14 protein-coding genes and 3 rRNA genes are annotated in these 25,284 nt (G+C 53.6%); 12 read left to right on the top strand and 5 right to left on the bottom strand.

The annotated features are described in order from the left end of the window. Positions 1-87: 87 nt before the first annotated feature. From ACU6TU_RS02460 to ACU6TU_RS02470, 3 genes are all read left to right on the top strand, one after another. Positions 88-1,428 (top strand): sodium-dependent transporter, encoded by a 1,341-nt coding sequence (locus tag ACU6TU_RS02460; protein WP_447143009.1) that lies wholly within the window; start codon positions 88-90, stop codon positions 1,426-1,428. 40 nt (positions 1,429-1,468) lie between these two features. Beyond that, a complete protein-coding gene (locus ACU6TU_RS02465) occupies positions 1,469-2,014 on the top strand; it encodes a gamma carbonic anhydrase family protein (RefSeq protein WP_447143010.1) in 546 nt (181 codons plus the stop codon). Positions 2,015-2,143: 129 nt separating this feature from the next. After that, positions 2,144-2,815, top strand: coding sequence for a metal-dependent hydrolase (locus tag ACU6TU_RS02470; RefSeq protein ID WP_447143011.1), 672 nt, complete (start codon positions 2,144-2,146; stop codon positions 2,813-2,815). Here the strand turns inward: ACU6TU_RS02470 and ACU6TU_RS02475 are convergent. From ACU6TU_RS02475 to ACU6TU_RS02485, 3 genes are read right to left on the bottom strand one after another with little or no spacing between them, the layout of a single operon-like run. Beyond that, positions 2,791-4,173, bottom strand: a complete 1,383-nt coding sequence (locus ACU6TU_RS02475; protein WP_447143012.1) for a sigma-54-dependent transcriptional regulator — start codon at positions 4,171-4,173, stop codon at positions 2,791-2,793. The genes ACU6TU_RS02470 and ACU6TU_RS02475 overlap by 25 nt on opposite strands. Further along, positions 4,166-6,061, bottom strand: coding sequence for a sensor histidine kinase (locus tag ACU6TU_RS02480; RefSeq protein ID WP_447143013.1), 1,896 nt, complete (start codon positions 6,059-6,061; stop codon positions 4,166-4,168). The genes ACU6TU_RS02475 and ACU6TU_RS02480 overlap by 8 nt, the downstream gene beginning before the upstream one ends. Further along, positions 6,058-6,828 (bottom strand): GntR family transcriptional regulator, encoded by a 771-nt coding sequence (locus ACU6TU_RS02485; RefSeq protein WP_447143014.1) that lies wholly within the window; start codon positions 6,826-6,828, stop codon positions 6,058-6,060. Before ACU6TU_RS02485 ends, ACU6TU_RS02480 begins: the two co-directional genes overlap by 4 nt. Before the next feature lie 642 nt (positions 6,829-7,470). Between ACU6TU_RS02485 and ACU6TU_RS02490 the strand changes: the two genes are divergently transcribed. From ACU6TU_RS02490 to ACU6TU_RS02505, 4 genes are all read left to right on the top strand, one after another. Next, positions 7,471-9,003, top strand: a 16S ribosomal RNA gene (locus ACU6TU_RS02490). Between the two features lie 360 nt (positions 9,004-9,363). Beyond that, positions 9,364-12,254: ribosomal RNA gene (locus tag ACU6TU_RS02495) — 23S ribosomal RNA — on the top strand. Between the two features lie 147 nt (positions 12,255-12,401). Further along, positions 12,402-12,517 (top strand): 5S ribosomal RNA (gene rrf / locus ACU6TU_RS02500). Together the 16S, 23S and 5S rRNA genes form the textbook arrangement of a ribosomal RNA operon. 185 nt (positions 12,518-12,702) lie before the next feature. Then, entirely contained in the window at positions 12,703-13,146 is a 444-nt protein-coding gene (locus ACU6TU_RS02505; protein WP_447143015.1) for a response regulator, read from the top strand. 54 nt (positions 13,147-13,200) lie between these two features. On the opposite strand, the gene ACU6TU_RS02510 is transcribed toward ACU6TU_RS02505, so the two are convergent. Continuing rightward, positions 13,201-16,275: an EAL domain-containing protein gene (locus ACU6TU_RS02510; protein WP_447143016.1), complete on the bottom strand. Its 3,075-nt coding sequence runs from the start codon at positions 16,273-16,275 to the stop codon at positions 13,201-13,203. A gap of 473 nt (positions 16,276-16,748) precedes the next feature. Further along, a complete protein-coding gene (locus tag ACU6TU_RS02515) occupies positions 16,749-17,657 on the bottom strand; it encodes a LysR substrate-binding domain-containing protein (RefSeq protein ID WP_447143017.1) in 909 nt (302 codons plus the stop codon). A 206-nt stretch (positions 17,658-17,863) separates the two neighbouring features. Between ACU6TU_RS02515 and ACU6TU_RS02520 the strand changes: the two genes are divergently transcribed. The 5 genes from ACU6TU_RS02520 to nfsA all read left to right on the top strand — a co-directional run bounded on the left by ACU6TU_RS02520 (position 17,864) and on the right by nfsA (position 25,239). Continuing rightward, complete coding sequence (locus ACU6TU_RS02520; RefSeq protein WP_447143018.1) at positions 17,864-19,462, top strand: NADH-quinone oxidoreductase subunit L; 1,599 nt, start codon at positions 17,864-17,866, stop codon at positions 19,460-19,462. After that, positions 19,459-21,858, top strand: a complete 2,400-nt coding sequence (locus ACU6TU_RS02525) for a putative inorganic carbon transporter subunit DabA (protein ID WP_447143019.1) — start codon at positions 19,459-19,461, stop codon at positions 21,856-21,858. The genes ACU6TU_RS02520 and ACU6TU_RS02525 overlap by 4 nt, the downstream gene beginning before the upstream one ends. A gap of 87 nt (positions 21,859-21,945) precedes the next feature. Beyond that, on the top strand, positions 21,946-22,383 hold the full coding sequence (gene trxC, locus ACU6TU_RS02530) for a thioredoxin TrxC (protein ID WP_447143020.1): 438 nt from the start codon (positions 21,946-21,948) through the stop codon (positions 22,381-22,383). Between the two features lie 293 nt (positions 22,384-22,676). Continuing rightward, entirely contained in the window at positions 22,677-24,461 is a 1,785-nt protein-coding gene (locus ACU6TU_RS02535; RefSeq protein ID WP_447143021.1) for a GGDEF domain-containing protein, read from the top strand. Positions 24,462-24,504: 43 nt separating this feature from the next. Further along, complete coding sequence (gene nfsA, locus ACU6TU_RS02540) at positions 24,505-25,239, top strand: oxygen-insensitive NADPH nitroreductase (protein WP_447143022.1); 735 nt, start codon at positions 24,505-24,507, stop codon at positions 25,237-25,239. Positions 25,240-25,284: the final 45 nt, after the last annotated feature.

A 25,284-nucleotide genomic window follows, 5' to 3' on the forward strand; every position in this document is an offset into this window, starting at 1 on the left:
GCGGTTTCAATCCTCGCGCTAGTGTTAAACCGAGGTATCACGACGCTCGTCGCGTTTTTTAAACAGCTTTTGTCAATGGGGCAGGTCATGAGTGAGACGCTAGAGCGCTGGAGTTCCAGGCGCGCCTTTATTCTTGCGGTAACCGGCGCGGCAGTGGGGCTGGGGAATATCTGGCGATTCCCGTATATTGCGGGTGAAAACGGAGGCGCTGCCTTTCTGCTTGTCTACATTCTGTTTGTCCTGTTTCTGGGGCTGCCGGTTATGATGGCAGAAATCATGATTGGTCGAGCCGGACGCCGGGGGCCGATACAGGCGCTAAGGGTGTTGGCGGTAGAAAGTGGCAGATCGACCCATTGGCGTTGGTTGGGTGCGTTTGGTGCGGTGACGGTGTTCTGTATCCTGTCGTTCTATTCGGTGGTGTCCGGTTGGTCGATAGAGTTTCTGGTCGCTTCTATCAATGGCCAATTCAGCGGTGCATCGGCGCAGGAAATCGGCGCAGGCTTTGATGCGTTTCTGGCTAACCCGGGGTTGCTGGTTTTCAACCACACGCTGTTTTTGTTTATGACCATGAGTGTGGTGGCTGCTGGCGTAGCCAAAGGGCTTGAGCGGCTGAACAACCTGTTGATGCCACTGCTCTACGTGCTACTGATTGCGTTGGCGATTTACGCCAGCACAACCGATGGCTTCCTTCCGGCGCTGGTCTGGCTGTTTAAACCTTCAATGGCGTTGATCACTCCGACCGTCATCCTGCATGCCATGGGGCACGCCTTTTTCACTTTGGCTGTCGGTGCCTGTGCATTGATGGCGTATGGGGCCTATATGCCGGATGAGCAAAGCCTTCCCAAGGCAGCCGGTGCGGTGGCGTTGTTGGATATCAGCGTGGCGCTGCTGGCCGGGATTGCGATCTTTGCGGTAGTGTTTGCTCAAGGTCTGGACCCAACACAAGGCCCAGGGCTGATGTTTGTGACCTTGCCGATTGCGTTTTCCGGTTTGCCGTGGGGGGCTGTGTGGCTAAGTATTTTCTTTTTGCTGTTATTGCTGGCCACCTGGACGTCGGCCATCAATCTGGCAGAACCCATGGTTGCCACCTTGCAAAGCACCGGTCTGGGGCGCGGCAAAGCCACTGCGCTGATTGCGTTCGGCGTCTGGTTGATGGGGCTGCTGTCAGCGCTGTCGTTTTCGACCCTGGCAGATTTCCGCCCCCTTTTCGGGCGTAATGTATTCGAGCTGGTGAGCAGTATTCCGCCGGATATTTTCCTGCCGCTTGGGGGAATTCTGATCGCTATATTTGCCGCCTGGGTGATGCCTCAGGAAAAAGCCAAACAGGCGCTGGGGAGTCATGGGAGAGGGTTTTATGTGTGGCTCAATGTCGTGCGCTGGATAGCCATTCCACTGACCTTTGTCGTACTGTTGAGCGCGCTGTTTTAAATGCTGTCAGTCGCTGGCTTAAACAAATCAGGAGGCAATAATGAATAACGCCTTGAGAGGGTATCAGGGCACCACGCCGCAATTGGGCGAGCGGGTGTACATTGATCCGGCTTGTACCGTCATTGGTGACGTGGTGCTAGGTGATGATTGCTCGGTTTGGCCGATGACGGTCATCCGTGGCGATATGCACCGTATTCGTATTGGCGCCCGGGTGAGCGTGCAGGATGGTAGTGTGCTGCACATTACCCATGCCAGTGACTATAACCCTGAAGGGTTCCCCCTCACCGTGGGTGATGATGTCACCATTGGCCACAAGGCGATTTTGCATGGTTGCACCCTTGGCAACCGCATTCTGGTGGGGATGGGGGCCATTGTGATGGACGGTGCCGTGGTCGAAGATGAGGTGATCATTGCCGCTGGCGCCGTGGTTACGCCGGGCAAACAGCTGGAAGGTGGCTATGTATACGCCGGTAATCCTGCCAGGCAACTTAGGCCGCTGAAAGATAAAGAGCGCGCCTTCTTTGCTTATACCGCAGGTAATTACGTTAAGTTGAAAGATCGCTTTCTGGCAGACGCCACCGCGTAACGGGTTAATCCTGAAAAGCCGCCTAACTTCCTGTCAGGCGGCTTTTTTTTAGTCTAATTTTTTTCATGTAGCCATGTTGTGATGATATAAAGTCTGTTATTTTGTACAGCTTTTAGGGTGCCAGACGACATGGCGAATTTCCGCACACATATCTCAGTGGCCGCGATAGGTGGTGCCCTGCTGGCGTTTGCTGGTTGGCAAGCCGAGTGGTGGCCGCCGTCTCAGGCACTGCTTATATTTGCGTTGACAGCGTTTGGCGGCATTCTGCCGGACATTGACGCTGACCGTTCTCGTTCCATCCGCCTGATTTTTAATCTGTTGTCAGTGCCCGCTCTAGTGCTGGGCGTTGTTGTGCTACAGGCCTGGTTAGCGCCGGGCATTTTGTTGATGGTGTGTGGCGGACTCTATCTGGCCGTGCGCTTTTTGGGTAGTGCCCTGTTTGCGCGTCTGACGGTTCACCGTGGTGTCTGGCATTCACTGCTGGCAGGGGCGTTATGTGGCATGGTTGCAGCGGCCATCAGCTTCCATTTGCTGGCGCAGTCAGCCTGGCTTGCCTGGTCACATGGGGTGGCGGTCGCGATTGGTTTTGTCATCCACCTTTTGCTGGATGAAATCTACAGCGTTGACCTGGAAGGCGCGCGCCTGAAGCGTTCTTTCGGCACGGCGCTGAAACTGGCAGACAGTCGTCGTCCGCTCGCCAGCCTGTTGATGCTGATTGCCACACTGACGTTGTTACCCTGGCTACCCCCCTGGGCAGACTTCAAGGAACTGCTTTATCAAGGTTCGCTGTTGTGGCGATAGTCTTCGGCTTGTAACGCATGTTTTTTGAGTTTGTCGTAAAGCGTTTTGCGCGGAATGCCTAAATGTTCACAAACGCGGGTGACCCGTCCGTGATGGCGAGCCAGCGACTGGCTGATCAGGCTTTTTTCAAACAACTCCACCTGGCGCGGCAGAGACGTTGCCTCAGTCTCCGCGTTATCGCCTTCCAACAGCGCGGTGAGGCGATAATCAAACGCAGCGCCCAACAACACATAGCGTTCGGCCAGGTTGCGCAGCTCACGCACATTGCCAGGCCAGTCATGGGCTAACAGTGCAGCGATGGCGTGGCTGTCAGGTGGAGGTGCTTCCAGCCCACTGCGGTTAGCCGCGATGACTGCAAAATGCTGGAATAATAACGGAATATCCTCACGTCGCTCGCGCAGGGCGGGCAGCGGTAAGGTAACCACATTCAATCGGTAGTAAAGATCCTCACGGAATTGACCATTTTCTGCGGCAGCTTTCAGGTCTATCTTGGTGGCGGCAATGACGCGAATATCCAGTTTAATGACATCATTGGCCCCGAGCCGCTCAATGCTGCGCTCCTGAAGCACGCGCAGCAATTTGACCTGCAGGGCCAATGGCATGGACTCAATCTCATCAAGAAAAACGGTGCCACCATTAGCGTGTTCAAACTTGCCGATACGGCGCTCGACAGCGCCGGTAAACGCGCCCTTCTCGTGACCGAAAAGCTCGGACTCGATGGTGTTTTCCGGAACGGCCCCACAGTTGATAGCCATAAAGGGATGGTGGCGTCGGCGGCTACGTTCATGAATGGCCCGGGCAACGAGATCTTTGCCGGTTCCGGTTTCCCCGAACAGTAAGACATCCGTTTCGACCTGGCTAATCCGCTGGATCATGGCAGCAAGACGCGAAATGATCTCGGTGCGCCCCACCAGGCGCGGTCCGAGTGCCGCCTGCTGAACCTCCAGTTCTGCTTTGAGACGCAGGTTCTCCAGGCTGAGTTGGCGTTTTTCGAGACCGCGACGGACCACGTCAAGAAGCTGGTCGCCAGCAAAGGGTTTTTCCAGAAAATCCCAGGCACCGGCGCGCATGGCTTCAACAGCGGTAGAAATATCACCGTGGCCAGTGATAAGGATGATCGGCAGGGTAGGGTCACGTTCCCGCAACGTATGCAGTAACGTCATGCCATCCATGCCGGGCATACGGATATCGCTGACAATAACGCCGGGGAAGTCGGAGGACAGTGCATCCAGTGCCTGTTCGGCGGACTCAAAGCATTGTGGTGTGTACCCACCAAGCTCCAGCGTTTGGCTGGCAGTGATACGCAAGTGTGCTTCGTCGTCAATGACCATAACCGGCAGTGTCGACGGTTCATGCATGAGAGGGAGCCTCCATAGCAATGTCGGGCGTCGGGATAAGCGGTAATGTAATGCTGAACTGCGCGCCACTGTTAACCAGGTTTCGAGCCTGTAATTTGCCGCCCAGATCCTCCATGATCCGAGAGGAAATGGAAAGTCCCAGCCCTAAGCCGCTACCCGGTGCCTTGGTGGTGTAAAAAGGCGCAAAGATCTGGTTGATATCCGCACTGTTGATGCCGGGTCCATTGTCGATGATATGAATATGCACCTCGTTTTCATCGGTTTCGACGTGCACAACAAGACGTGGGTTGGGCGTATCCATCATCGCCTGCAGGGCATTACTGATCAGGTTGACGATGACCTGTTCCAGACGCACCAGGTCGCCCTTGACCCAGAGTGTTTCATCTGGCCAGTGCTGTACGACCTCAACGTGGCCATCCCGCAGGCGGCTTTGAAACAGCCGCAGGGCATATTCAATGCAGGACTGTACGGCGATATTTTCCTGACGCTCGCTGCTCTTGCGTGAGAACTGACGCAGCTGGGCGCTGATGTCGGCCATTCGATGGGTCAGTTCGACAATCTGTTCTAGATTGGCATCGGTCTGATCCAGGCGTGACAGGGCCAAAAATCGCCGGGCGTTTTCCGCATACGCACGAATTGCTGCTAATGGTTGGTTAAGTTCATGGTTAATGCCTGCCGCCAACTGCCCGAGAACTGCCAGTTTGGCCGCCTGGATCAATTCGTCCTGGGTCTGGCGTAGGCTTTCTTCTGCGCGCCGGCGTTCTTCAATTTCGCCAGAAAGGCGTTGGTTGCTAGCCACCAGGTCACGTGTCCGGCGCTCAACGCTTTCTTCCAGTTCGTCACGAACCCGAGCCAGGGTGAGTCGTTCCCGCTCGGCAAACGTTTCGCGCTCGCGTCGCAGGCGTAAACGCTGCCAGCCAATGCCGCCTGCTAAGGCAACAACGCCATACAGCCCTCCCGTCATCAGAGCTACCAGCCACTGAGCGCTAGTGACGCTCCCCAACGGTTTGAGAATATGAATGTCCCATTCGAATTCAGGCACTGGCCGCGTCAGACGTAAATAACGTTCGCCCTGCATGGGGCCTCGTGAAAAGCTGACAATATGCGCATCAGCCGTGTGGTTGTCTTCTATGATGATCCCGGAGGCATCCAGCGGTTCGACCGCATAGCGCCGTGTATTGCGCAGGGCTTCACGCTGCTCGCTGGAAAGTGGGTGAAGCGCGTTCATACGCATTTCCGGCTGACTGGCCATGAAAATGATGTCATCCCGGTCTGTGACAAACAGTGTTGCTTCCTGCTCGGCCCAGCTTTGTTCGACACTATCGAGCAAGACCTTGATGACCATAACGCCATCCGGACGGGCATCGGGTGAGGTGTCATCCAGGTATACCGGCGCCGAAAAATAGTAGCCACGTTCGCGTGACTGAACGCCGAGCCCATAAAAGCGTCCCTGACCTCCTGCTATTGCATCCTGATAATAGCTGCGAAACGCGTAATTCTGACCGATAAACGTATTAGGGCGGTGCCAGTTGCTGGCAGCGATAGTGTCGCCTTTGTCATCAATCAGGTAAACGTCAGATACGCCTGACGTAAAACGAAAACGGTCAAGCAATAGGTTAAGTGGCATTGGGTCCTGGCTATCGGGTGAGGCAAGAAAGCGCTGGACGCCTTCACGTGTGGCCAGCATTTGAGGCAGATAGTCGTAACGCAGTAAATAGCCATTCAGGTTGGCGGCTGAAAGACGCAGCTCGTTTTCCGCGTCTTCCTGCAAATTGGATAAAGCCTGCTCGCGCGCAACCTGCGATGTTTGCCACATACTCAGCAGTAGTCCAAGTGGCAGAAGGGTCCAGGCCAGCCATCGCCAGGAACGTTGAGGTATTCCCATCATGCGTTGGAAACATTTCCTTGAGCACGACGCAAAGCGCGCTGTGCTCGGGTTTCTGCTCTGGCCATCTCCATTAAACCGTCTTCAACAAATACCAGATGTTCATGTGCGCGGCTGCGGGCATCTTCTGCGCGACCGTCCAGAATGGCGTCGAGTAAGGCGCGATGCTGTTGCATCAGTTGGCTGCGTGAATCCGGTTTGGCAAACAGGAAGGCCAGGTTATCGACAATACTTTGCTCTAACAGATGAAAAATGCCCCGAATGGTATGGAGCAGCAAGACATTATGTGCGGCTTCGGCAATCGCCAGATGAAAGGCCGCATCAAGCTTGGCTTCCTCAGCAGGATTTTTGCCGGCAAAGCCGTTGTCGAGTTCTTCAAAGCGCTGAATCAAAATGGCTTTATCGGCAGGTGTTGAGCGTAGCGCGGCATAATAAGCAGAGATACCTTCCATTGCATCGCGAAACTCAAGGAGATCAAGGTGGAATTCCTTGTGGCGCGTCAGCATTTCCAGCAGAGGGTCGGTATAGCCGCTATTGAGTTCGTCATTAACAAAAGTGCCTCCACCTTGCCGACTGGTCAGTAAACCTCGGGCCGCCAGTTTTTGAATCGCCTCGCGCAGGGAAGGGCGGGATACACCGAAGCGTTCGGCTAATTCGCGCTCTGGCGGCAAGCGTTGGCCGGGCTTCAAACTGCCTTCAAGTATCATGGCTTCGAGGCGTTCGGTGATGACATCAGCCAATCGAGGTTGACGAAGAGGTGCATAGGACATCGTTAGCTCCTTGATTGGCAGAAATAAGTAAAGTTCTGCTATCTTTATTTGGAGGGTGTTTATCGGCCATTAGGAAAATGGCGGCTAATTGGTTTTACCAATTTATACGCGCTGATGCGAGCATGAAAAAGTAAAGATTGAAATAAGAGCTGGCGCTGATGTCTTCTGACTAATTTTTTTACAAAACTCCTTGCATCCTCTGCGGCGAAACCGTAAAGTACGCATCCGCTGCAGGGGACGCACAGCGTTGTCCGCGGTGTTAAAAAGAAAGTTGAAGGTAAAAACCTTCGGTTTGTCAAGAAGTTAGCGAATAGTCATTGCGTTTTCTTCTCCCGCTGAAATCGGAATCAACATCGAAATCAGTCATTGACAAACACACAGGAATGCGTAGAATATGCCTTCCTCGCTGAGGCAAGTCATTCAGGTCATCGAATGGCACGGTCTAACCACCACCTCGCGAATGCTCTTTAAAAATTTGATCAGGTAATTCATGTGGGCGCTTGCCGATGAGGGTGATAAATCACCAAATATCAAGGCAAGCGGTCATGACAATGTAAATTGAAATGAATTCGTTTGAACCTTGAGCCAAGTTTGATTCGCTTTTGTTGCTTTAGAGTGACAAGTAAGAATCACAATGATTTTAAACTGAAGAGTTTGATCATGGCTCAGATTGAACGCTGGCGGCAGGCCTAACACATGCAAGTCGAGCGGTAACAGATCTAGCTTGCTAGATGCTGACGAGCGGCGGACGGGTGAGTAATGCATAGGAATCTACCCGGTAGTGGGGGATAACCTGGGGAAACTCAGGCTAATACCGCATACGTCCTACGGGAGAAAGGGGGCTTTGGCTCCCGCTATCGGATGAGCCTATGCCGGATTAGCTGGTTGGTGAGGTAATGGCTCACCAAGGCGACGATCCGTAGCTGGTCTGAGAGGATGATCAGCCACATCGGGACTGAGACACGGCCCGAACTCCTACGGGAGGCAGCAGTGGGGAATATTGGACAATGGGGGCAACCCTGATCCAGCCATGCCGCGTGTGTGAAGAAGGCCCTCGGGTTGTAAAGCACTTTCAGCGAGGAAGAACGCCTGTCGGTTAATACCCGGCAGGAAAGACATCACTCGCAGAAGAAGCACCGGCTAACTCCGTGCCAGCAGCCGCGGTAATACGGAGGGTGCAAGCGTTAATCGGAATTACTGGGCGTAAAGCGCGCGTAGGTGGCTTGATAAGCCGGTTGTGAAAGCCCCGGGCTCAACCTGGGAACGGCATCCGGAACTGTCAAGCTAGAGTGCAGGAGAGGAAGGTAGAATTCCCGGTGTAGCGGTGAAATGCGTAGAGATCGGGAGGAATACCAGTGGCGAAGGCGGCCTTCTGGACTGACACTGACACTGAGGTGCGAAAGCGTGGGTAGCAAACAGGATTAGATACCCTGGTAGTCCACGCCGTAAACGATGTCGACCAGCCGTTGGGTGCCTAGCGCACTTTGTGGCGAAGTTAACGCGATAAGTCGACCGCCTGGGGAGTACGGCCGCAAGGTTAAAACTCAAATGAATTGACGGGGGCCCGCACAAGCGGTGGAGCATGTGGTTTAATTCGATGCAACGCGAAGAACCTTACCTACTCTTGACATCTACAGAAGCCGGAAGAGATTCTGGTGTGCCTTCGGGAACTGTAAGACAGGTGCTGCATGGCTGTCGTCAGCTCGTGTTGTGAAATGTTGGGTTAAGTCCCGTAACGAGCGCAACCCTTGTCCTTATTTGCCAGCACGTAAAGGTGGGAACTCTAAGGAGACTGCCGGTGACAAACCGGAGGAAGGTGGGGACGACGTCAAGTCATCATGGCCCTTACGAGTAGGGCTACACACGTGCTACAATGGCCGGTACAAAGGGTTGCCAACTCGCGAGAGTGAGCGAATCCCTTAAAGCCGGTCTCAGTCCGGATCGGAGTCTGCAACTCGACTCCGTGAAGTCGGAATCGCTAGTAATCGTGAATCAGAATGTCACGGTGAATACGTTCCCGGGCCTTGTACACACCGCCCGTCACACCATGGGAGTGGACTGCACCAGAAGTGGTTAGCCTAACGCAAGAGGGCGATCACCACGGTGTGGTTCATGACTGGGGTGAAGTCGTAACAAGGTAGCCGTAGGGGAACCTGCGGCTGGATCACCTCCTTAAACGATGCATTATCCTCGCGGTAAGCGCTCACAATGAATTACCTGATCAGATAGCTGTTGATACGCAGTGATAAGCGATTTCTTCATATTGAAAAAAGAGAAAAGACCTTTTTTAAAGACTTTTCTTTTTCTTTTTAACGTGAAAAAGCATTCGTTTATCACTGCTTATGGCAGTCGCTCTTTAACAATATATCAAGCTGATAAGGTTCTTTTAAGAACGCGATCCATCACCGTCTTTATGACGCTGTTGTGGATCACGAACGTGAAAGAACCATGTACGTAATAAATTGTTATGTGATACGTCTCAAGCGTATCCGGCAATCGTTGTCATTGCGAACCCCAGACTCCTTCGGGTTATAGGGTCAAGCAATGAAGCGCACACGGTGGATGCCTAGGCAGCCAGAGGCGATGAAAGACGTGGAAGCCTGCGATAAGGCTCGGCGAGGTGGCAAACAACCTGTGACCCGGGCATTTCTGAATGGGGAAACCCACTCATCACAAGATGAGTATCCTGCACTGAATCCATAGGTGACAGGAGGCGAACCAGGGGAACTGAAACATCTAAGTACCCTGAGGAAAAGAAATCAACCGAGATTCCCCTAGTAGCGGCGAGCGAACGGGGACCAGCCCTTAAGCATGTGACTGATTAGGCGAATGCGCTGGGAAGCGCGGCCATAGCGGGTGATAGCCCCGTAGTCGAAAATCTGATCATGTGAAATCGAGTAGGTCGGGGCACGAGAAACCTTGACTGAAGACGGGGGGACCATCCTCCAAGGCTAAATACTCCTGGCTGACCGATAGTGAACCAGTACCGTGAGGGAAAGGCGAAAAGAACCCCGGAGAGGGGAGTGAAATAGACCCTGAAACCGTGTGCGTACAAGCAGTCGGAGCGGACTTGTTCCGTGACGGCGTACCTTTTGTATAATGGGTCAGCGACTTATATTCTGTGGCGAGGTTAACCGTATAGGGGAGCCGTAGCGAAAGCGAGTCTTAACTGGGCGCACCAGTCGCAGGGTATAGACCCGAAACCGAGCGATCTATCCATGAGCAGGGTGAAGATTGAGTAACATCAATTGGAGGCCCGAACCAGGATCTGTTGAAAAAGATTTGGATGACTTGTGGATCGGAGTGAAAGGCTAATCAAGCTCGGAGATAGCTGGTTCTCCTCGAAAGCTATTTAGGTAGCGCCTCATGTAGCACCACCGGGGGTAGAGCACTGTTTCGGCTAGGGGGTCATCCCGACTTACCAACCCGAGGCAAACTCCGAATACCGGTGAGTGACGCGTGGGAGACACACAGCGGGTGCTAACGTCCGTTGTGAAAAGGGAAACAACCCAGACCGTCAGCTAAGGTCCCGAAATCCTGATTAAGTGGGAAACGATGTGGGAAGGCTCAGACAGCTAGGAGGTTGGCTTAGAAGCAGCCATCCTTTAAAGAAAGCGTAATAGCTCACTAGTCGAGTCGGCCTGCGCGGAAGATGTAACGGGGCTAAATCAGGTACCGAAGCTACGGGTTCATCCTCTGGATGAGCGGTAGAGGAGCGTCGTGTAAGCCAATGAAGGTGGATTGAGAAGTCTGCTGGAGGTATCACGAGTGCGAATGCTGACATGAGTAACGATAAAGGGCGTGAAAAACGCCCTCGCCGGAAGACCAAGGGTTTCTGTTCGACGCTAATCGGAGCAGAGTGAGTCGGCCCCTAAGGCGAGGCCGAAAGGCGTAGTCGATGGGAAACGGGTCAATATTCCCGTACCGGACATGATTGCGATGGGGGGACGGAGAAGGCTAGGTGAGCCAGGCGTTGGTTGTCCTGGTGAAAGTGAGTAGGCTTGTGTCCCAGGTAAATCCGGGAGACTTCAAGGCCGAGACACGAAACGAACTGACCACGGTCAGGAAGTCATTGATGCCACGCTTCCAGGAAAAGCCTCTAAGCTTCAGATCATGTGCGACCGTACCCCAAACCGACACAGGTGGTCAGGGAGAGAATCCCAAGGCGCTTGAGAGAACTCGGGTGAAGGAACTAGGCAAAATGGTGCCGTAACTTCGGGAGAAGGCACGCCGGCGTAGGGTGAAGAGACTTGCTCTCCTAGCCCGAACCGGTCGAAGATACCAGGTGGCTGCAACTGTTTAGTAAAAACACAGCACTCTGCTAACGCGCAAGCGGACGTATAGGGTGTGACGCCTGCCCGGTGCCGGAAGGTTAAGTGATGGTGTTATCTTCGGAGAAGCTCTTGATCGAAGCCCCGGTAAACGGCGGCCGTAACTATAACGGTCCTAAGGTAGCGAAATTCCTTGTCGGGTAAGTTCCGACCTGCACGAATGGCGTAATGATGGCCACGCTGTCTCCACCCGAGACTCAGTGAAATTGAAATCGCCGTGAAGATGCGGTGTACCCGCGGCTAGACGGAAAGACCCCGTGAACCTTTACTATAGCTTCACACTGGACGCTGATGTTGCCTGTGTAGGATAGCTGGGAGGCTTGGAAACCCGGACGCCAGTTCGGGCGGAGCCAACCTTGAAATACCAGCCTGGCATCATTGGCGTTCTCACTCAGGTCCGTTATCCGGATCGAGGACAGTGTGTGGTGGGTAGTTTGACTGGGGCGGTCTCCTCCCAAAGAGTAACGGAGGAGCACGAAGGTACCCTCAGCACGGTCGGACATCGTGCAATGAGTGCAAGAGCATAAGGGTGCTTGACTGCGAGACAGACACGTCGAGCAGGTGCGAAAGCAGGTTCTAGTGATCCGGTGGTTCTGTATGGAAGGGCCATCGCTCAACGGATAAAAGGTACTCCGGGGATAACAGGCTGATACCGCCCAAGAGTTCACATCGACGGCGGTGTTTGGCACCTCGATGTCGGCTCATCACATCCTGGGGCTGAAGTCGGTCCCAAGGGTATGGCTGTTCGCCATTTAAAGTGGTACGCGAGCTGGGTTTAGAACGTCGTGAGACAGTTCGGTCCCTATCTGCCGTGGGCGTTGGATGTTTGAGAAGGGCTGCTCCTAGTACGAGAGGACCGGAGTGGACGCACCTCTGGTGTTCCGGTTGTCACGCCAGTGGCATTGCCGGGTAGCTAAGTGCGGACGGGATAACCGCTGAAAGCATCTAAGCGGGAAGCCCCCTTCAAGATGAGACATCCCTGAGGCCTAGAGCCTCCTGAAGGGCCCAGCGAGACCAGCTGGTTGATAGGCACGGTGTGGAAGCGCTGCAAGGCGTTGAGCTAACGTGTACTAATGGCCCGTGAGGCTTGACCCTATAACACCCAAGGGGTCTGGTCGCAGTGACAACGAGCGCGAAAGCGCACCGGATACGCAAGAGACGATCACAGTGCATCAGCACGAACAATGTAAAATACGTACTTCGCGATAACGCGTGAAAATCAGCTTGATATAACCAGTTACGCCTGACGACCATAGCGAGCGGGAACCACCTGATCCCTTGCCGAACTCAGCAGTGAAACCGCTTAGCGCCGATGGTAGTGTGGGGTCTCCCCATGCGAGAGTAGGTCATCGTCAGGCACTTATACCGCAAAAAACCCAGCCATCCGGCTGGGTTTTTTGTTTTGTAGTGCTTAACACATCAGCATTTATGGTTTCAATTGTTGCCAGTTGAACCGATATAAATACCTTAGAATATAATCGTAAATTACCCAGCCGGGTATGCGGCTTAAAAGCTTTTCCTGATCCTGAGTGACGAGGGGGCTATGTCAATACGATATTTTGCTGGCCAGTTGCCTGATGCTACCTGTCTGCCTAAGCATATATTTCCGAAAGCCAAACACACATCTTCCCTATCTGCATCGATTTTACTGGTAGAAGACGATGTGCTGAATCAAATGATTGCGAGTAAACTTTTAGACCGACTAGGGCATCAGGTCAGAATTGCTAATAACGGGCAGGAAGCGTTGGAAGCACTTGAGGCGTATGATTTCGACCTGGTGTTAATGGATATGCAGATGCCTGTGATGGATGGCATTGAAGCAACACGCCGACTGAGAGGCAATGGCAGCACTTTACCCGTGCTGGCATTCACCGCTAATACCTCTGCCGATGATCACCGTCTCTGCCTGGAAGCTGGCATGCAGGATGTGCTGATTAAACCCGTGCAACTTGAAACGCTGACCCGGATGCTTGAGCACTTTCTGTAGTTAAAAGTTATAGACGTTTATTGATGGCTTGTGGCTTTGAAGAATATAAAAGCGTTAGCCAATTCTGTCACATCGCCATTTTGTAAACTGATCAAGAGGCATCGGTCTGGCAATGCCATAGCCTTGTAGTACATCACAGCCAAGGCGGTACAGTGCCTCAATATGTGCGTCGGTCTCAACGCCTTCAGCAACGACTGTTTTATTGAAGCGTTTAGCCAGATAAATAACGCTCTCGACAATTGCCAGGTCATCCGGGTTTTTCAACATATCCATAACAAAACTGCGATCAATCTTGACGATATCAGCAGGCAGACCTTTAAGATATGTCAGCGATGAGTAGCCGGTACCGAAGTCATCCAGTGCCACACGAACTCCGCGAGCCTGACACGCTTTCATCACATCGGTAGCGATATGGAGCTCCTCAATAGCAGCGGACTCCAGAATTTCCACATGCAAACGCCCCATATTAACATCCGGATAACGCTGCTGATTGCTATCAAGCATGGAAATCAGGGTTTTATTCGCTAATGTCTGAGGCGTCAGATTAACGCTGATACTTAGCTCAAGTGATTCACGCTGCCACTGACCCAGTAGCTTAAACGCCTGTTGAATAACCCATTTATCAATATCGTGCTCAAGAGAAGAGTTAACGATATGAGGGAGGAAATCATCAGGCATGCGCCGTCCATCGGGATGGTTCCAGCGAATCAAGGCTTCTGCTCCCACAAGCTCAAGTGTGCTAGCGTTGACCTGAGGTTGCAGCTCCAGCATAAATTCATCATGCTGCAAACCGTGTGCGATATCTTTACGTAACTGCTGAGCTGATTTCAGCTCCTGCTCATGATCGGTGTTAAAAATTACGTAGCGATTGCCACCTTCTTCCTTAGCGCGATACATGGCTTGATCTGCATGGCGAAGAAGCGTATCGGGGTCTGCATTGTCATCCGGATAAAACGTGACACCCATACTGCCAGTAATGGTCAACATATTACCGTTGGATAAGGGCTGAGTTGTCACAAGATTGGAAAGTAGATGATCCAGACGGTCGAGTAACTGATCATCGTGTCTGAGAATTAGTCCGAATTCATCGCCACTCATACGGGCGACCGTTTCACCGGGTGAAACAAAGTTGGATAGTCGGCTGCTTATCTCAATCAGAAGGGCATCTCCAGCCTCTGAACCAAGTAACTGATTGATGTTATTGAAGCGATCCAGATCAATAACTGAAATGACTAACCCAATGCCATCTTTACTGTTTCGAATGGTTTCATGCATCAGTTGCAATAGATGCATGCGGTTAGGCAAATGCGTTAATGGGTCAAAATGGCTGATGCGATAGAGTTCTTTGTCGTGTTGTTTAATACGTCTAAGGTCGGTGAATACGACGACATGATGAGTGATATTGCCCTGCTGGTTGCGAACCACTGAGATTGACAGGTATTGGGGTAACAATTCACCATCTTTTCGCTTGTTAAGGACTTCGCCTTCCCAATAGCCACCGTGATCACGCGCTTTACGTAAGCTTTGATTGATGGGCGGAAGGTGATCTTTTGCCGCTAAAAAATCGGTTTTCATGCCGAGTACATCTTGTCGGCTGTAACCGGTTTCTGCTTCAAAAACCGGGTTAATGTCGAGAATCCGGTTCTCTTCGTCAGTAATCATAATGGCATTGTGACTACTGTCGAACACTTTGGCAGCCATTTCGAGACGCTCACGCGAGAGCTGCTGCTCTTTGCGCAGGTTTAGCGTTGTGATCAGCTGGCCAATACGATACTGAAGGGGGGCAAGTTCGAGGGCAAAGGCTGCATCGTATCCCGGCTGACGGTTCGCTAAGCCAATAACGGCCAATATTGCCCCATAGTCGTCGAAGACCGGGAGCCCCATGAAACTATCCAGGCGTGGATGTCCGCTGGGAATTCCCCCTTTTCGTGGGTCAGTCGCTGGTGAGTTTGAAATCACCGTTTCCTTGTGGAGAATAACGTGTCCAAACAGGGAGTCCAGACGCGTAAACTCCATTCCTGCGGGGGCAGCGGCCGTAAAACGATCAAAAGTTCCTTTGTCCCACGATATATCGGTGAGCGCGTGCATTTTCAGATAAGGATGCTGGCTGTCTTCACGGTAACAAACCTCCCCAATAAAGCCCGCTTCACTTTCCGTGGCCCTCAGCAGTTTTTCTAGCGCATGCCTGAAAGTATCGTTGGTCTGGCGATCGAGGATAAATTCTTCCTGAAGCCCACTGATCAGCTGTTCGATCCGTGCGTGGCGTGCCAGGCGGGCCTCTTGTTCCTTGAGGGGTGTGATGTTCTGTATGGTGCCCGCGAGATGGGTGACTTCATTATTAGTCGTCACCGCAACGCCGGTGACATTGACCCAGGCCGGTGGTAGATGAACAGGGCGCTTTAACTTGAGTTGAGTCGAGAAAGGCTGTGCCGACGCAGCCGATTGCGCCAGCTTGCGATCAAGCTTCTGCTGTGACGCCTCTTCGTACTGGCTTGCCGCTGGCGTGCGTCTGTTACTGGCAGTTGCATCGCTAGCGAACAGGTCAAATGCTGTATCACTCCACCAGGTAGCGTTGGAGCCCACATCAAGCTCCCAAAGGCCGACCTTGGATTTATCGACAATGTCGAGCAGGCGCTGTAACCGCTGCATCTCCAGGTGATTCATAACCTGTTGGGCAAACACGGAGAGCTGTTCCAACTTCGTTGCCGGAAAGTCCCGAGGCTGGGAATCAATGATGCACAGCGTACCAATACGAAATCCGGACGGTGTCGTTAATTTGGCACTCGCGTAGTAGCAAATATGGGGTGGGCCAGTGACCAGTGGATTTTCGCAAAAGCGTGGATCCTGGCGAGCATCCCTGATTTCAATAATAGGCGGGTCTTCAAGAATGGCATGAGCACAAAAGGAAATATTGCGTGGGGTCTGGGCTTCGGTCAGCCCGAAACGGCTTTTGAACCATTGGCAGTCTTGATCAAGAAATGACACCAGTACAATAGGCACATCAAAGTAGCTGGCGACCAGTTGTGTAATGGCATCCAGTAGGGGGTCGTTTTCTGTGTCGTGCAGACTATATCGCCAGAGCTCTTTTAATCGCTGTGCTTCATTAGCAGGCAGTTCAGGATGCTTCACGGGAATCCCCCAACAACGCGGTCATACGGGTCAGTTCCGGTTAGTCGGTTCCGAATAAAGTAGGGCGCGGGTCTATCAGACCTCCTTTTTGCTTGCCCTCGGGTTCCTGCTGTTGAGCTATCATCGTCTTAACGGAGCAAAGGCCCATGCCTGATGCTGCGGTAAGATTACTTTCTTGAAGGAGAAAGATCGTCATGGTACGCCAATTGCAGGCGAATTGAACCATTAGCTGCTTATCAATGTGTAACGGAGTTTATAGGTCAGCATGCAAATGCAGATAATGTAATCAGCGCGAGTATAAATGTTTAACATGTTTTTCAGAGGTTGTTATGTTTGTACAAGGATTTAGTTTGGATGCTAGATCAATATTTGTCCATTTATGAATCCAAGTAACATATAAAAGCAGAAAAATGCCTCTTGGTCGAAAGCCCGGCCAACCTGACAGCGCCATTCCAGGCTGCTATCTGTTTGGGTCAGGATGTTTCAGACGGCTGGTGCACGGCCGCCAAAAGAGTGTCGCTGGACTGGTTAAGCAATGCCTGGATGCTGGGAGATTCGAACTGACGGCGGATGGTGATCGCGTAGAATTCCTCGAATACGCCAGGCAGCCCACCAAAATCCTTGAGGGTGCCGGCGCGCAGCTCATCGCGAACAACAACCGGCGGCATGATGGCAATATGATGCGTGTCGCGAGTCAGCAGGCGCATCAGCGCCATGTCGTCGACTTCGGCCACAATATTGACTGATAGGCGATGATACTCACACAGCTGATCGAATGCGTGACGCATGGCATTATCAGCGCCAGGCACAATCAGGCCGTGGTGGCGTAAGCCGTCAGGAAAACGTGGCGCCAGATGGGCCGCCCCGATCATGCTGACCGACTGACGAGCCAGGCGGCGGGAGCGCCAGGGTTGCTGTTCATTACCGTGTACTGGCTGGTTGGCCAGCACCACATCCAACTGATGGGCGGAAAGCCGACGTAACAGGTCGTCAAGGCTACCGCTGTGCAGGCTGAGTTCAAGGTCGCTGCGGTCCAGCAGCGGACGCAAGAAACCTTCCTGAAAATTGCGTGATAGCGTCGCCACCGCCCCGATGCGAACTACCTCGCGGTGGGCATGACCGCCTTCAGCAAACAGGGCAGAAAGTTCTTCCCCCTGGCGAAAGATGTTATCGGCATAATCAAAGGCCAACCGTCCGGCTTCTGAAAGCACCAGACGCCGCCCTTCACGCACGAAGAGCGCCTGCCCAAGGCGCTCTTCCAGAAGCCGAATCTGCTGCGATAGCGATGACTGTGAGACGTGTAACGCTTCAGCAGTGCGGGTGAGGTGACCGGACTTCGCCACCTGCCAGAAATAATACAGATGGTGGTAGTTAAGTTTCATCGCGCATACACCTCGTCACCCTGTCCACCTGGAGAGCCGAAACTGGTTGGCGGCTCGTTCTCATGATTCGTTCTTATAGTTCGTTTTTATAGTTCGTTCTTATAAAAAGAATAATAGCATCGTTATAAACTATTTTTTATAATAAACGTCGCTCGGCATAGTAGCAGGCATTCATAACGTCCTTAGGCCAACAGAGGAATGATGTAATGCCAACACTGCTACAAGGCGCGATATTTGCCACTCTGACTGTCTGGTTACTGCTACCCATAGCGCTGCTTGGGCTGGCCGGGTGGAGCGCCCGCCGAACATCTCCTCAACAAGCACGCCGCCGCTGGAAGGTGGGTCAATGGACCCCGATGGCCGCCTTTATCGCCAGCGCGCTGATAGGTGCGTTGCTGGTAATGGATTCATTCGGCTTGGCAACCGGGTTGCCGCAGGCAGCCTCGCCACTGGGGCTCTACCCGGACGGTTTATCGGTGTGGATGGCTCTGCTGATCAGTTTTCTGGGCATTGTTTTGCTGCGTTTTGCCGATGGTTACCTGGAAGGCGATCGCGGCAAAGCGCGTTTTCTGCCTTGGTGCTTGATTGTGCTGGCTAGCGTCATGGTGCTGGTCTTCACTCACCACCTGCTGGTGATGCTGATTGCCTGGGTCAGTGTCAGCATTGCGCTTCATCATCTGCTCACTCTCTACCCTGAACGGCGCGAGGCACAGCAGGCAGCCTGGCAGAAGTTTATCGTCAGCCGTCTGGGCGACCTGGCACTGATCGTGGCCATTGGTTTGCTCTACTACCACTACGGCAGCTTTGAGTTGCCGGTGTTGCTGGCGTCTGCCCAAACCGAGCAAACCGGCTGGGTGTTGCAAGCGGCTTCAGTGGCACTGGCGCTGGCGGCGCTGTGCAAATGTGCCCAGTTACCATTGCACGGCTGGTTAATGAAAGTGATGGAAGCCCCCACGCCGGTTTCGGCATTGCTGCACGCAGGTGTGATTAACCTGGGAGGTTTTATCTGGCTGCGTCTTTACCCGCTGTTTGACGGTATTAGCTTCGGTCATGTGCTGTTGGTTCTGGTGGGAGGTACCACTGCTCTGGTGGCCGTACTGACCATGCTGACGCAGACCTCGGTCAAGCACGCCCTGGCCTGGTCGACCTGCGCGCAGATGGGATTCATGCTGTTCGAGATTGGTCTCGGCGCTTACACCCTGGCCCTGGCGCACCTGCTGGCTCACTCCCTGTATAAGGCACATTCCTTCCTGGCCAGTGGGCGTACGGTAAAGGCGTCCAGCAGTTCACGTCTGGTATTGGAAAGCCTTCATCAGCGGATATGGATGGCCGGTGGCAGTGCCGCGCTGGCGGCCATCATATTGATGATCTGGCCGGGGCTGGTCAGTCATCACCCGGTGCTGGGTACGCTGCTGGTGATCGCGGTAGGGGGCGCTTTGTTGGGTATGCCTGCCAGGCTGGCACTTAATCAGCGTATCAAGCTTTTTATGATGGCCGTCGCGCTGGTGCCTTTATACGCCTTGCTGCATATCCTGCTGGCCCCCGCGCTTGTGCAACCAGTGGCTGCGTTTGACCCGCTGACAGGAGTGTTAGGTGGGCTGATCCTTGCGCTGCTGGTTAGCCTGGTCAGCGTTATTACCCTTTGCCCTGAGCATCCCCAGGTGACGCGTTGGCGCCAGCACTTCAGTTACGGTCTGTATATCGATGTACGTTTGCAACATTGGTTTGCCCATTTGATGCCGCGTGTCTACCAGCAAAAAAAACCACTGCCTGTTCCCGCTTACGCTGAAGGAGAGTCATCATGAGTTCACCTGCATCAAGCTCGGCAACGGCCAGCGACCAAACGTTATCTGAAAAGCGCTTATCCACCTGTTGTCAGCAGGCTCTGCAGCAAGCCGCAGATAAGGTGGCACCTATTTGGCCATTGGACCAATGGATTGCGGTGAACCCCTGGTGGGGAATGAAGCATTTGCCCATCGAGCAGGCAGAACATCAGCTGGCTCAGCGCGCCGGTATCAACCTGACCATGCCCATAGCGTTTTACCGTGAGGCATGGGAGCAGGGGCGTATCCAGCGCGGTGACCTTGGCTATGCCATTGAAGCAAGCGGCAAACACTACAGCGAAGAGGCTTTATTGGCCTTCCTGCAGCAGGAAGAAACCGCCAAACCGCATCATTTGAGTGCCTGGGAATTGCCTGCTAACGCTGACGCCGTGGCTAACGCCGGGCAGTGGGTGTTTGATCAGGTGGCTGAAACCTGTCAGCGCTATTTTGACCGTCATCAGCAACGTTGGGAAACGGCACACAGCGGCTCGCTGTACCGTGAGTGGAAAATGCTCACTCGCTTTGATCGCCGCTGGCCACTGGCTCTGCGTGAACCGCTGGAAAACCTGCCGGAGGAGATTGAACCTGCGACCGGTGTACTGGTGGAAGCACTGGGTCTGGCGCCGGATGAGCTTGAAGCTCTGGTGCATACCTTGCTTTTACGTGTGAATGGCTGGGCTTCCTGGTGCCAGGGGCTGGCCTGGCATACGCCCCAGGCTCAGGCGGCTGGCGGGATTCAGGCACTCACCGCGATTTTGCTGGCCTGGGAGTGGCTGGGCGTTTCTCAGCTAAGCCCTGCACAGAAAGACCTCTGGCGCCAACAGTGGCAAGCGTCTTCGCTGCCCTTAAGTACGGCCAGGTGGTGTTGGCACCGCGCCTATGAGGTGGGGTATCAGCGGCGTTTGGCTAGTCTCCTGCGGACGCCGCCAGAACGTCAGCGGGATGGCTTGCCGAGCGTGCAGGCTGCCTTCTGTATCGATGTGCGTTCTGAGCGTATACGGCGGCATATCGAAGCGGTATCCCCCGAGGTAGAAACGCTCGGCGTTGCGGGTTTCTTTGGCCTGGCGCTAACTTATGGAAAAGCCGGGCCTGAGCGAGCGTTACCCAGGTCACCAGGGCTTCTGACACCTAATTACCATACAGAAGAAACCGGCCCTCATGAGGCATTAAATCGCTTGCGCTACCAGCAGGAGGCTACACGTCAGAGTGTGCGCCATGCCAAATATTCCGCGCTTTCCACATTCACCCTGGTTGAGACAACTGGCCTTGCCTGGGGCTGGAAGTTACTCAAGGATAGCCTGAAAAAAACCGTCTCACCCCATCAGGTACCCAAAAGCCAGGGAATCTATCACCGTTATGACGGTGAGCCTTTGAGTGGCCCAGAAAAACTTACCCTCGCCCGCGGGATAATGGTCAATCTGGGTATTAAAGACCGCATCGCTCCGCTGTTAGTGCTGGTCGGTCATGACTCACAAAGCGATAACAACCCTCATCATGCCGGGCTTGCCTGCGGTGCCTGTGGTGGCCAGGGCGGTGGGCTGAATGCGCGCCTGGCGGCAGAACTGTTGAATGACCCGGAGGTTCGCCTGGGCCTCGCCGCAGAAGGCATGACGCTGCCGCAGGATACCCATGTAATCGCCGCCCAGCATTGCACGTTGACGGATACCGTCACAGTTCTTGGCGCTGAGGCGTTGCCTGAGGCATTGAACGCAACGCTTGAAGCGTTTCAGCACACGCTTCAAGAGGCCGCTCAAGGCACCCGACAGGAGAGGGCAGTGGCGTTGGGCGTTGAAGCCGACAGCCATGCACAGCGTTTGACCAAACTGGCGCAACGGGGAGCCGACTGGTCACAGCCTCGCCCGGAATGGGGGCTGGCCAATAATGCCGCGCTGGTGCTGGCACCACGTCATGTCACACGTAGCAAGCCTATGGATGGGCGTGTCTTCCTGCACGAGTACCATGCGGCTCAGGATGCTGACGGCAAAACACTCGAAGCGCTGATGACGGCCCCCATGCTGGTATCCAACTGGATTAATCTGCAGTACTACGCCTCTTGCGTATCGCCACAACTATACGGCGCTGGCAACAAGCTATTGCATTCCGTCGTTGGTGGGCACCTGGGCGTGATCGAAGGCAACTGCCCGCAACTGCGTATCGGGCTACCGGAGCAGTCGCTGCATGATGGCGAACAGTGGTATCACGAACCCCTGCGCCTGACCGTGGTGGTCGATGCGCCGCGTCATGTCATTGAAGGCGTTCTCAGCCGCCAGGAAGGGGTGGCCGCGCTGGTCAATAACCGCTGGTTGTGGCTCTGCCGGCCTGTGGAAAGCGGGTTGGAGATTTACACACAGGAAGGCTGGAAGCCGCTGCTGGGGTAAAGGGCTCGCCTGTATACCGGATTAGCTTGTTAACCTCTGTGAACGGCCTTATATTCATTTCAGGAATACACATATAAAGAGGTTGATATGGGCGATACTGTGACGCTGGGCTGTGCGCACTGTCATGCGATTAACCGCGTCAACGTGGCGCGGTTAGCGGATGGCCCGAAATGTGGCAAATGCAAAGTGCCGCTGTTTAGCGGTGAACCGATAAACCTGACGAAAGCCAACTTCAATGCCGTCATCGAACGTAGCGAGTTGCCCGTTGTGGTCGATTTCTGGGCATCCTGGTGCGCGCCCTGCAAGATGATGACGCCGATCTTCTCCCAGGCAGCGCAGACGCTGGAGCCAAAGATACGTTTTGCGAAACTCGATACGGAAGCAGAAACCACGCTTGCTGGCCGCTTCAGCGTGCGTAGCATCCCGACCTTGATTGTATTCAAAAAGGGGCACGAAGTTGCTCGGCAGGCGGGCGTTACGCAGCAGGCTCAACTGCGCCAATGGTTGGCGCCTCATCTGGCATGATGATGTTTAATCAGCATGGGGGATGACGTTTTATGTAAAGTGGATTTAGCGTTTAATTGTCTGAGGGGCAGTAATTTTAATATTGTGTCGTATTTATTAACTTTTTGACACAACTGTTCTAATATAACTTAATCTTTGCGCAGGGATAATTCAGCACTAAAGAAGTGAGTCTCTAAAGACGTAGTTAAAAGGTAGTCGGGAAAGCAGCTGAGAAAGTAGCTGGGAAAGTGGTTGAGAAAGTAGCTGAAACGTGGCTAAAAAACGTTATCTTCTTCATCTGATGAGGTACATACATGCGCCAAAATCTCCTGCAGCTTGTCTTGTTTGTCTTGCTGCTGGCGATGTCAGGTGCCTTGTACGCTAACACAGCACCACTGCCGTTGGATGACTGGACGTATCGGTGGGGAGATTCGCCGCATGACGCCGATAACCGCCCCGAGTGGTTAACTGATAATTCCGATGCCTGGGAGTCAATCGCTTTTCCCTCCAACCCACCTAACCGTAACGGTCAGCAACACGTCTGGTTTCGCACTACGTTACCTGCTGGCGACTGGCGCGACCCTGTTCTTTTTATCACCAGTATTGACCTGATCGGGCAGATTTATCTGGGTGACGAACTGATCTATCAGTACGGTCAATTCGACGAAAATGGAGAAGGCGATTTTGCTGGCTGGCCCTGGCATATGGTCGAGTTGCCAGAAGAATATGCCGGGCAGGAGCTCTCCGTGCGCGTGTTTTCCTACTACACGGATATTGGTCTTTGGGGCGAAGTTCACCTGACCGATCGTATCGGCGTATTGAAGCAGGTAGTGAGGAACTCGGCGAAGGATATGGCGGTGAGTGCCTTTAGCCTGTTACTGGCGGTTCTGGCTGCCATTTTTGCCCTGATGGGGCCAGACCGACGTGGCTTTGCTGCGGTTGCGTTGTTTGCTTCAACCTCCGGTTTGATGCTGTTGGCAGAAACGCCAGCCCGGCAGCTTATAGTAGACGCCGCCCTGGCATGGGATGTTCTAAGGGCAGCCAGTTATTACACCCTGCCGGTGGCCATGGGGCTGCTGCTTAGCGCCTGGCTGAAAGGAACGCCGCGCCGGTGGGTGTCGCATCTCTGGAAGCTGCATCTGGCTTATGTGGTGGTGGCCATCGGGTTGGTTTTCAGTGGTGTTATCAGCTTATCGCTGACTTTTCCCGTGTTTGATTTATTACTGGCGATCACGTTACCGCTGATGTTAGTCCTGGCCTTGATCTATTTTAAGCAACTTGGCCTGGAACAACGCCTGTTAGTGATCAGCTTTACGTTTTTCGCTCCCCTGTTATTTGCCGATATGCTGGTTGCCCATGGATTTGTTGCCTGGCGATCGGTACCGCTGAGTTTTGGTGCGCTAGGGTTCTCACTGACAATTGCAGCCATTTCCCTGTGGCATTATCGTCGCACTCAGCAGCAGCTCGAACAGGCTAATCAAACACTTGAAGAAAAAGTGAATTCGCGAACAGCGGAGCTTGATAACCTGGTACACAAACTTGAGGGGCTATCGCTGCAGGATTCGCTGACCGGCTTGAGCAATCGTCGCCATATGGATGCATTGCTGGATCATGAGATTCAGCAAGCCGAGCGGCAGGGAACCCAGCTGGCGGTATTGATGCTGGACCTGGACCATTTCAAGCACGTTAACGATACCTTTGGCCATGCCGCAGGTGACGCCGTTCTGGTTGAGCTGGCGCAGTTTTTCAAGAAAAGTTTCCGTAGCATTGATGTGGTATGCCGGTTAGGCGGTGAAGAGTTTGTTGCCTTATTGCCCGGTGTTTCAGCCGATGATGCCTATTCAAGAGCGACAAGTCTGATCGAAACACTGCGCGAAAAATCCTTTTGTTTTAATGAAAAATCGCTGGGGCGGATTACCCTTTCCTGTGGCGTTGCGGTTTACCCACAGCACGCCACGACATCGGAGCCGCTGCTGCAGAGAGCGGATGAAGCCCTGTATCAGGCCAAGCGTTCCGGGCGTGACCGCTGTGTGATCTGGTCGCAGAATGCCGATAGCTATCTATCGTCGGATCTTTTGCATGCGTCGGGAAGGCGTTAGGCTAGGGGCCGACCCTTTGTCTGACGTCTTTTCAGGAGACACGATGAACCCGACGATTGAACTGCTTAAATCCCACCGCTCAATTCGCAAGTTTACCGACCAGCCGGTTTCCCCCGATCTTCTCAACACCCTGATAGAAGCGGGGCAGGCGGCGGCCACCTCGAATCATGTTCAGGCATATAGCGTGATTCACGTTAAAAATTCTGAGAATCAGCAAAAGATTGCCGAACTGGCCGGTGGTCAGAATTATGTGGCCAGCAGTGGCGCATTTCTGGTCTTCTGCGCCGACATGAAACGCCCCACAGACGCCGCCGAAGCGGCAGGCGCCAGAGTCGTGCGTGGCATGACAGAACAGCTGCTGGTAGCGACGGTCGATGTATCCCTGATGGCCCAGAACGTGGCCATCGCCGCCGAATCGGAAGGCCTGGGTATCTGCTATATCGGTGGCATTCGCAATAATCCGCAGCCGGTCAGCGAGCTATTGGCGTTGCCCGACCATGTTTTCCCGGTGTTTGGCATGTGCATTGGTTACCCGGCCCACCAGCCGGATGTCAAACCGCGCCTGCCGGTATCGGCGATTCTCAAGGAAGATACGTATTCTGCGGATACTGAGGCCGTCGATGCCTTTGATACCAGCATGCAGGACTACTACCAGACCCGCAAAGGTGGCGGCAACAAGGAAACCCGCTGGTCACAGAATCTGGCGCCGCTATTTGACAGCAAACTGCGCCCCCACATGCGTGATTTTCTGGTCAAGCGCGGGTTCGAGATGAAGTAAGCAACCGCCTCTTTCGTTACGCCCATTTTTCAGCAAGGAGGCTGC

The sequence above is a fragment of the Halomonas sp. LS-001 genome (assembly GCF_052983955.1).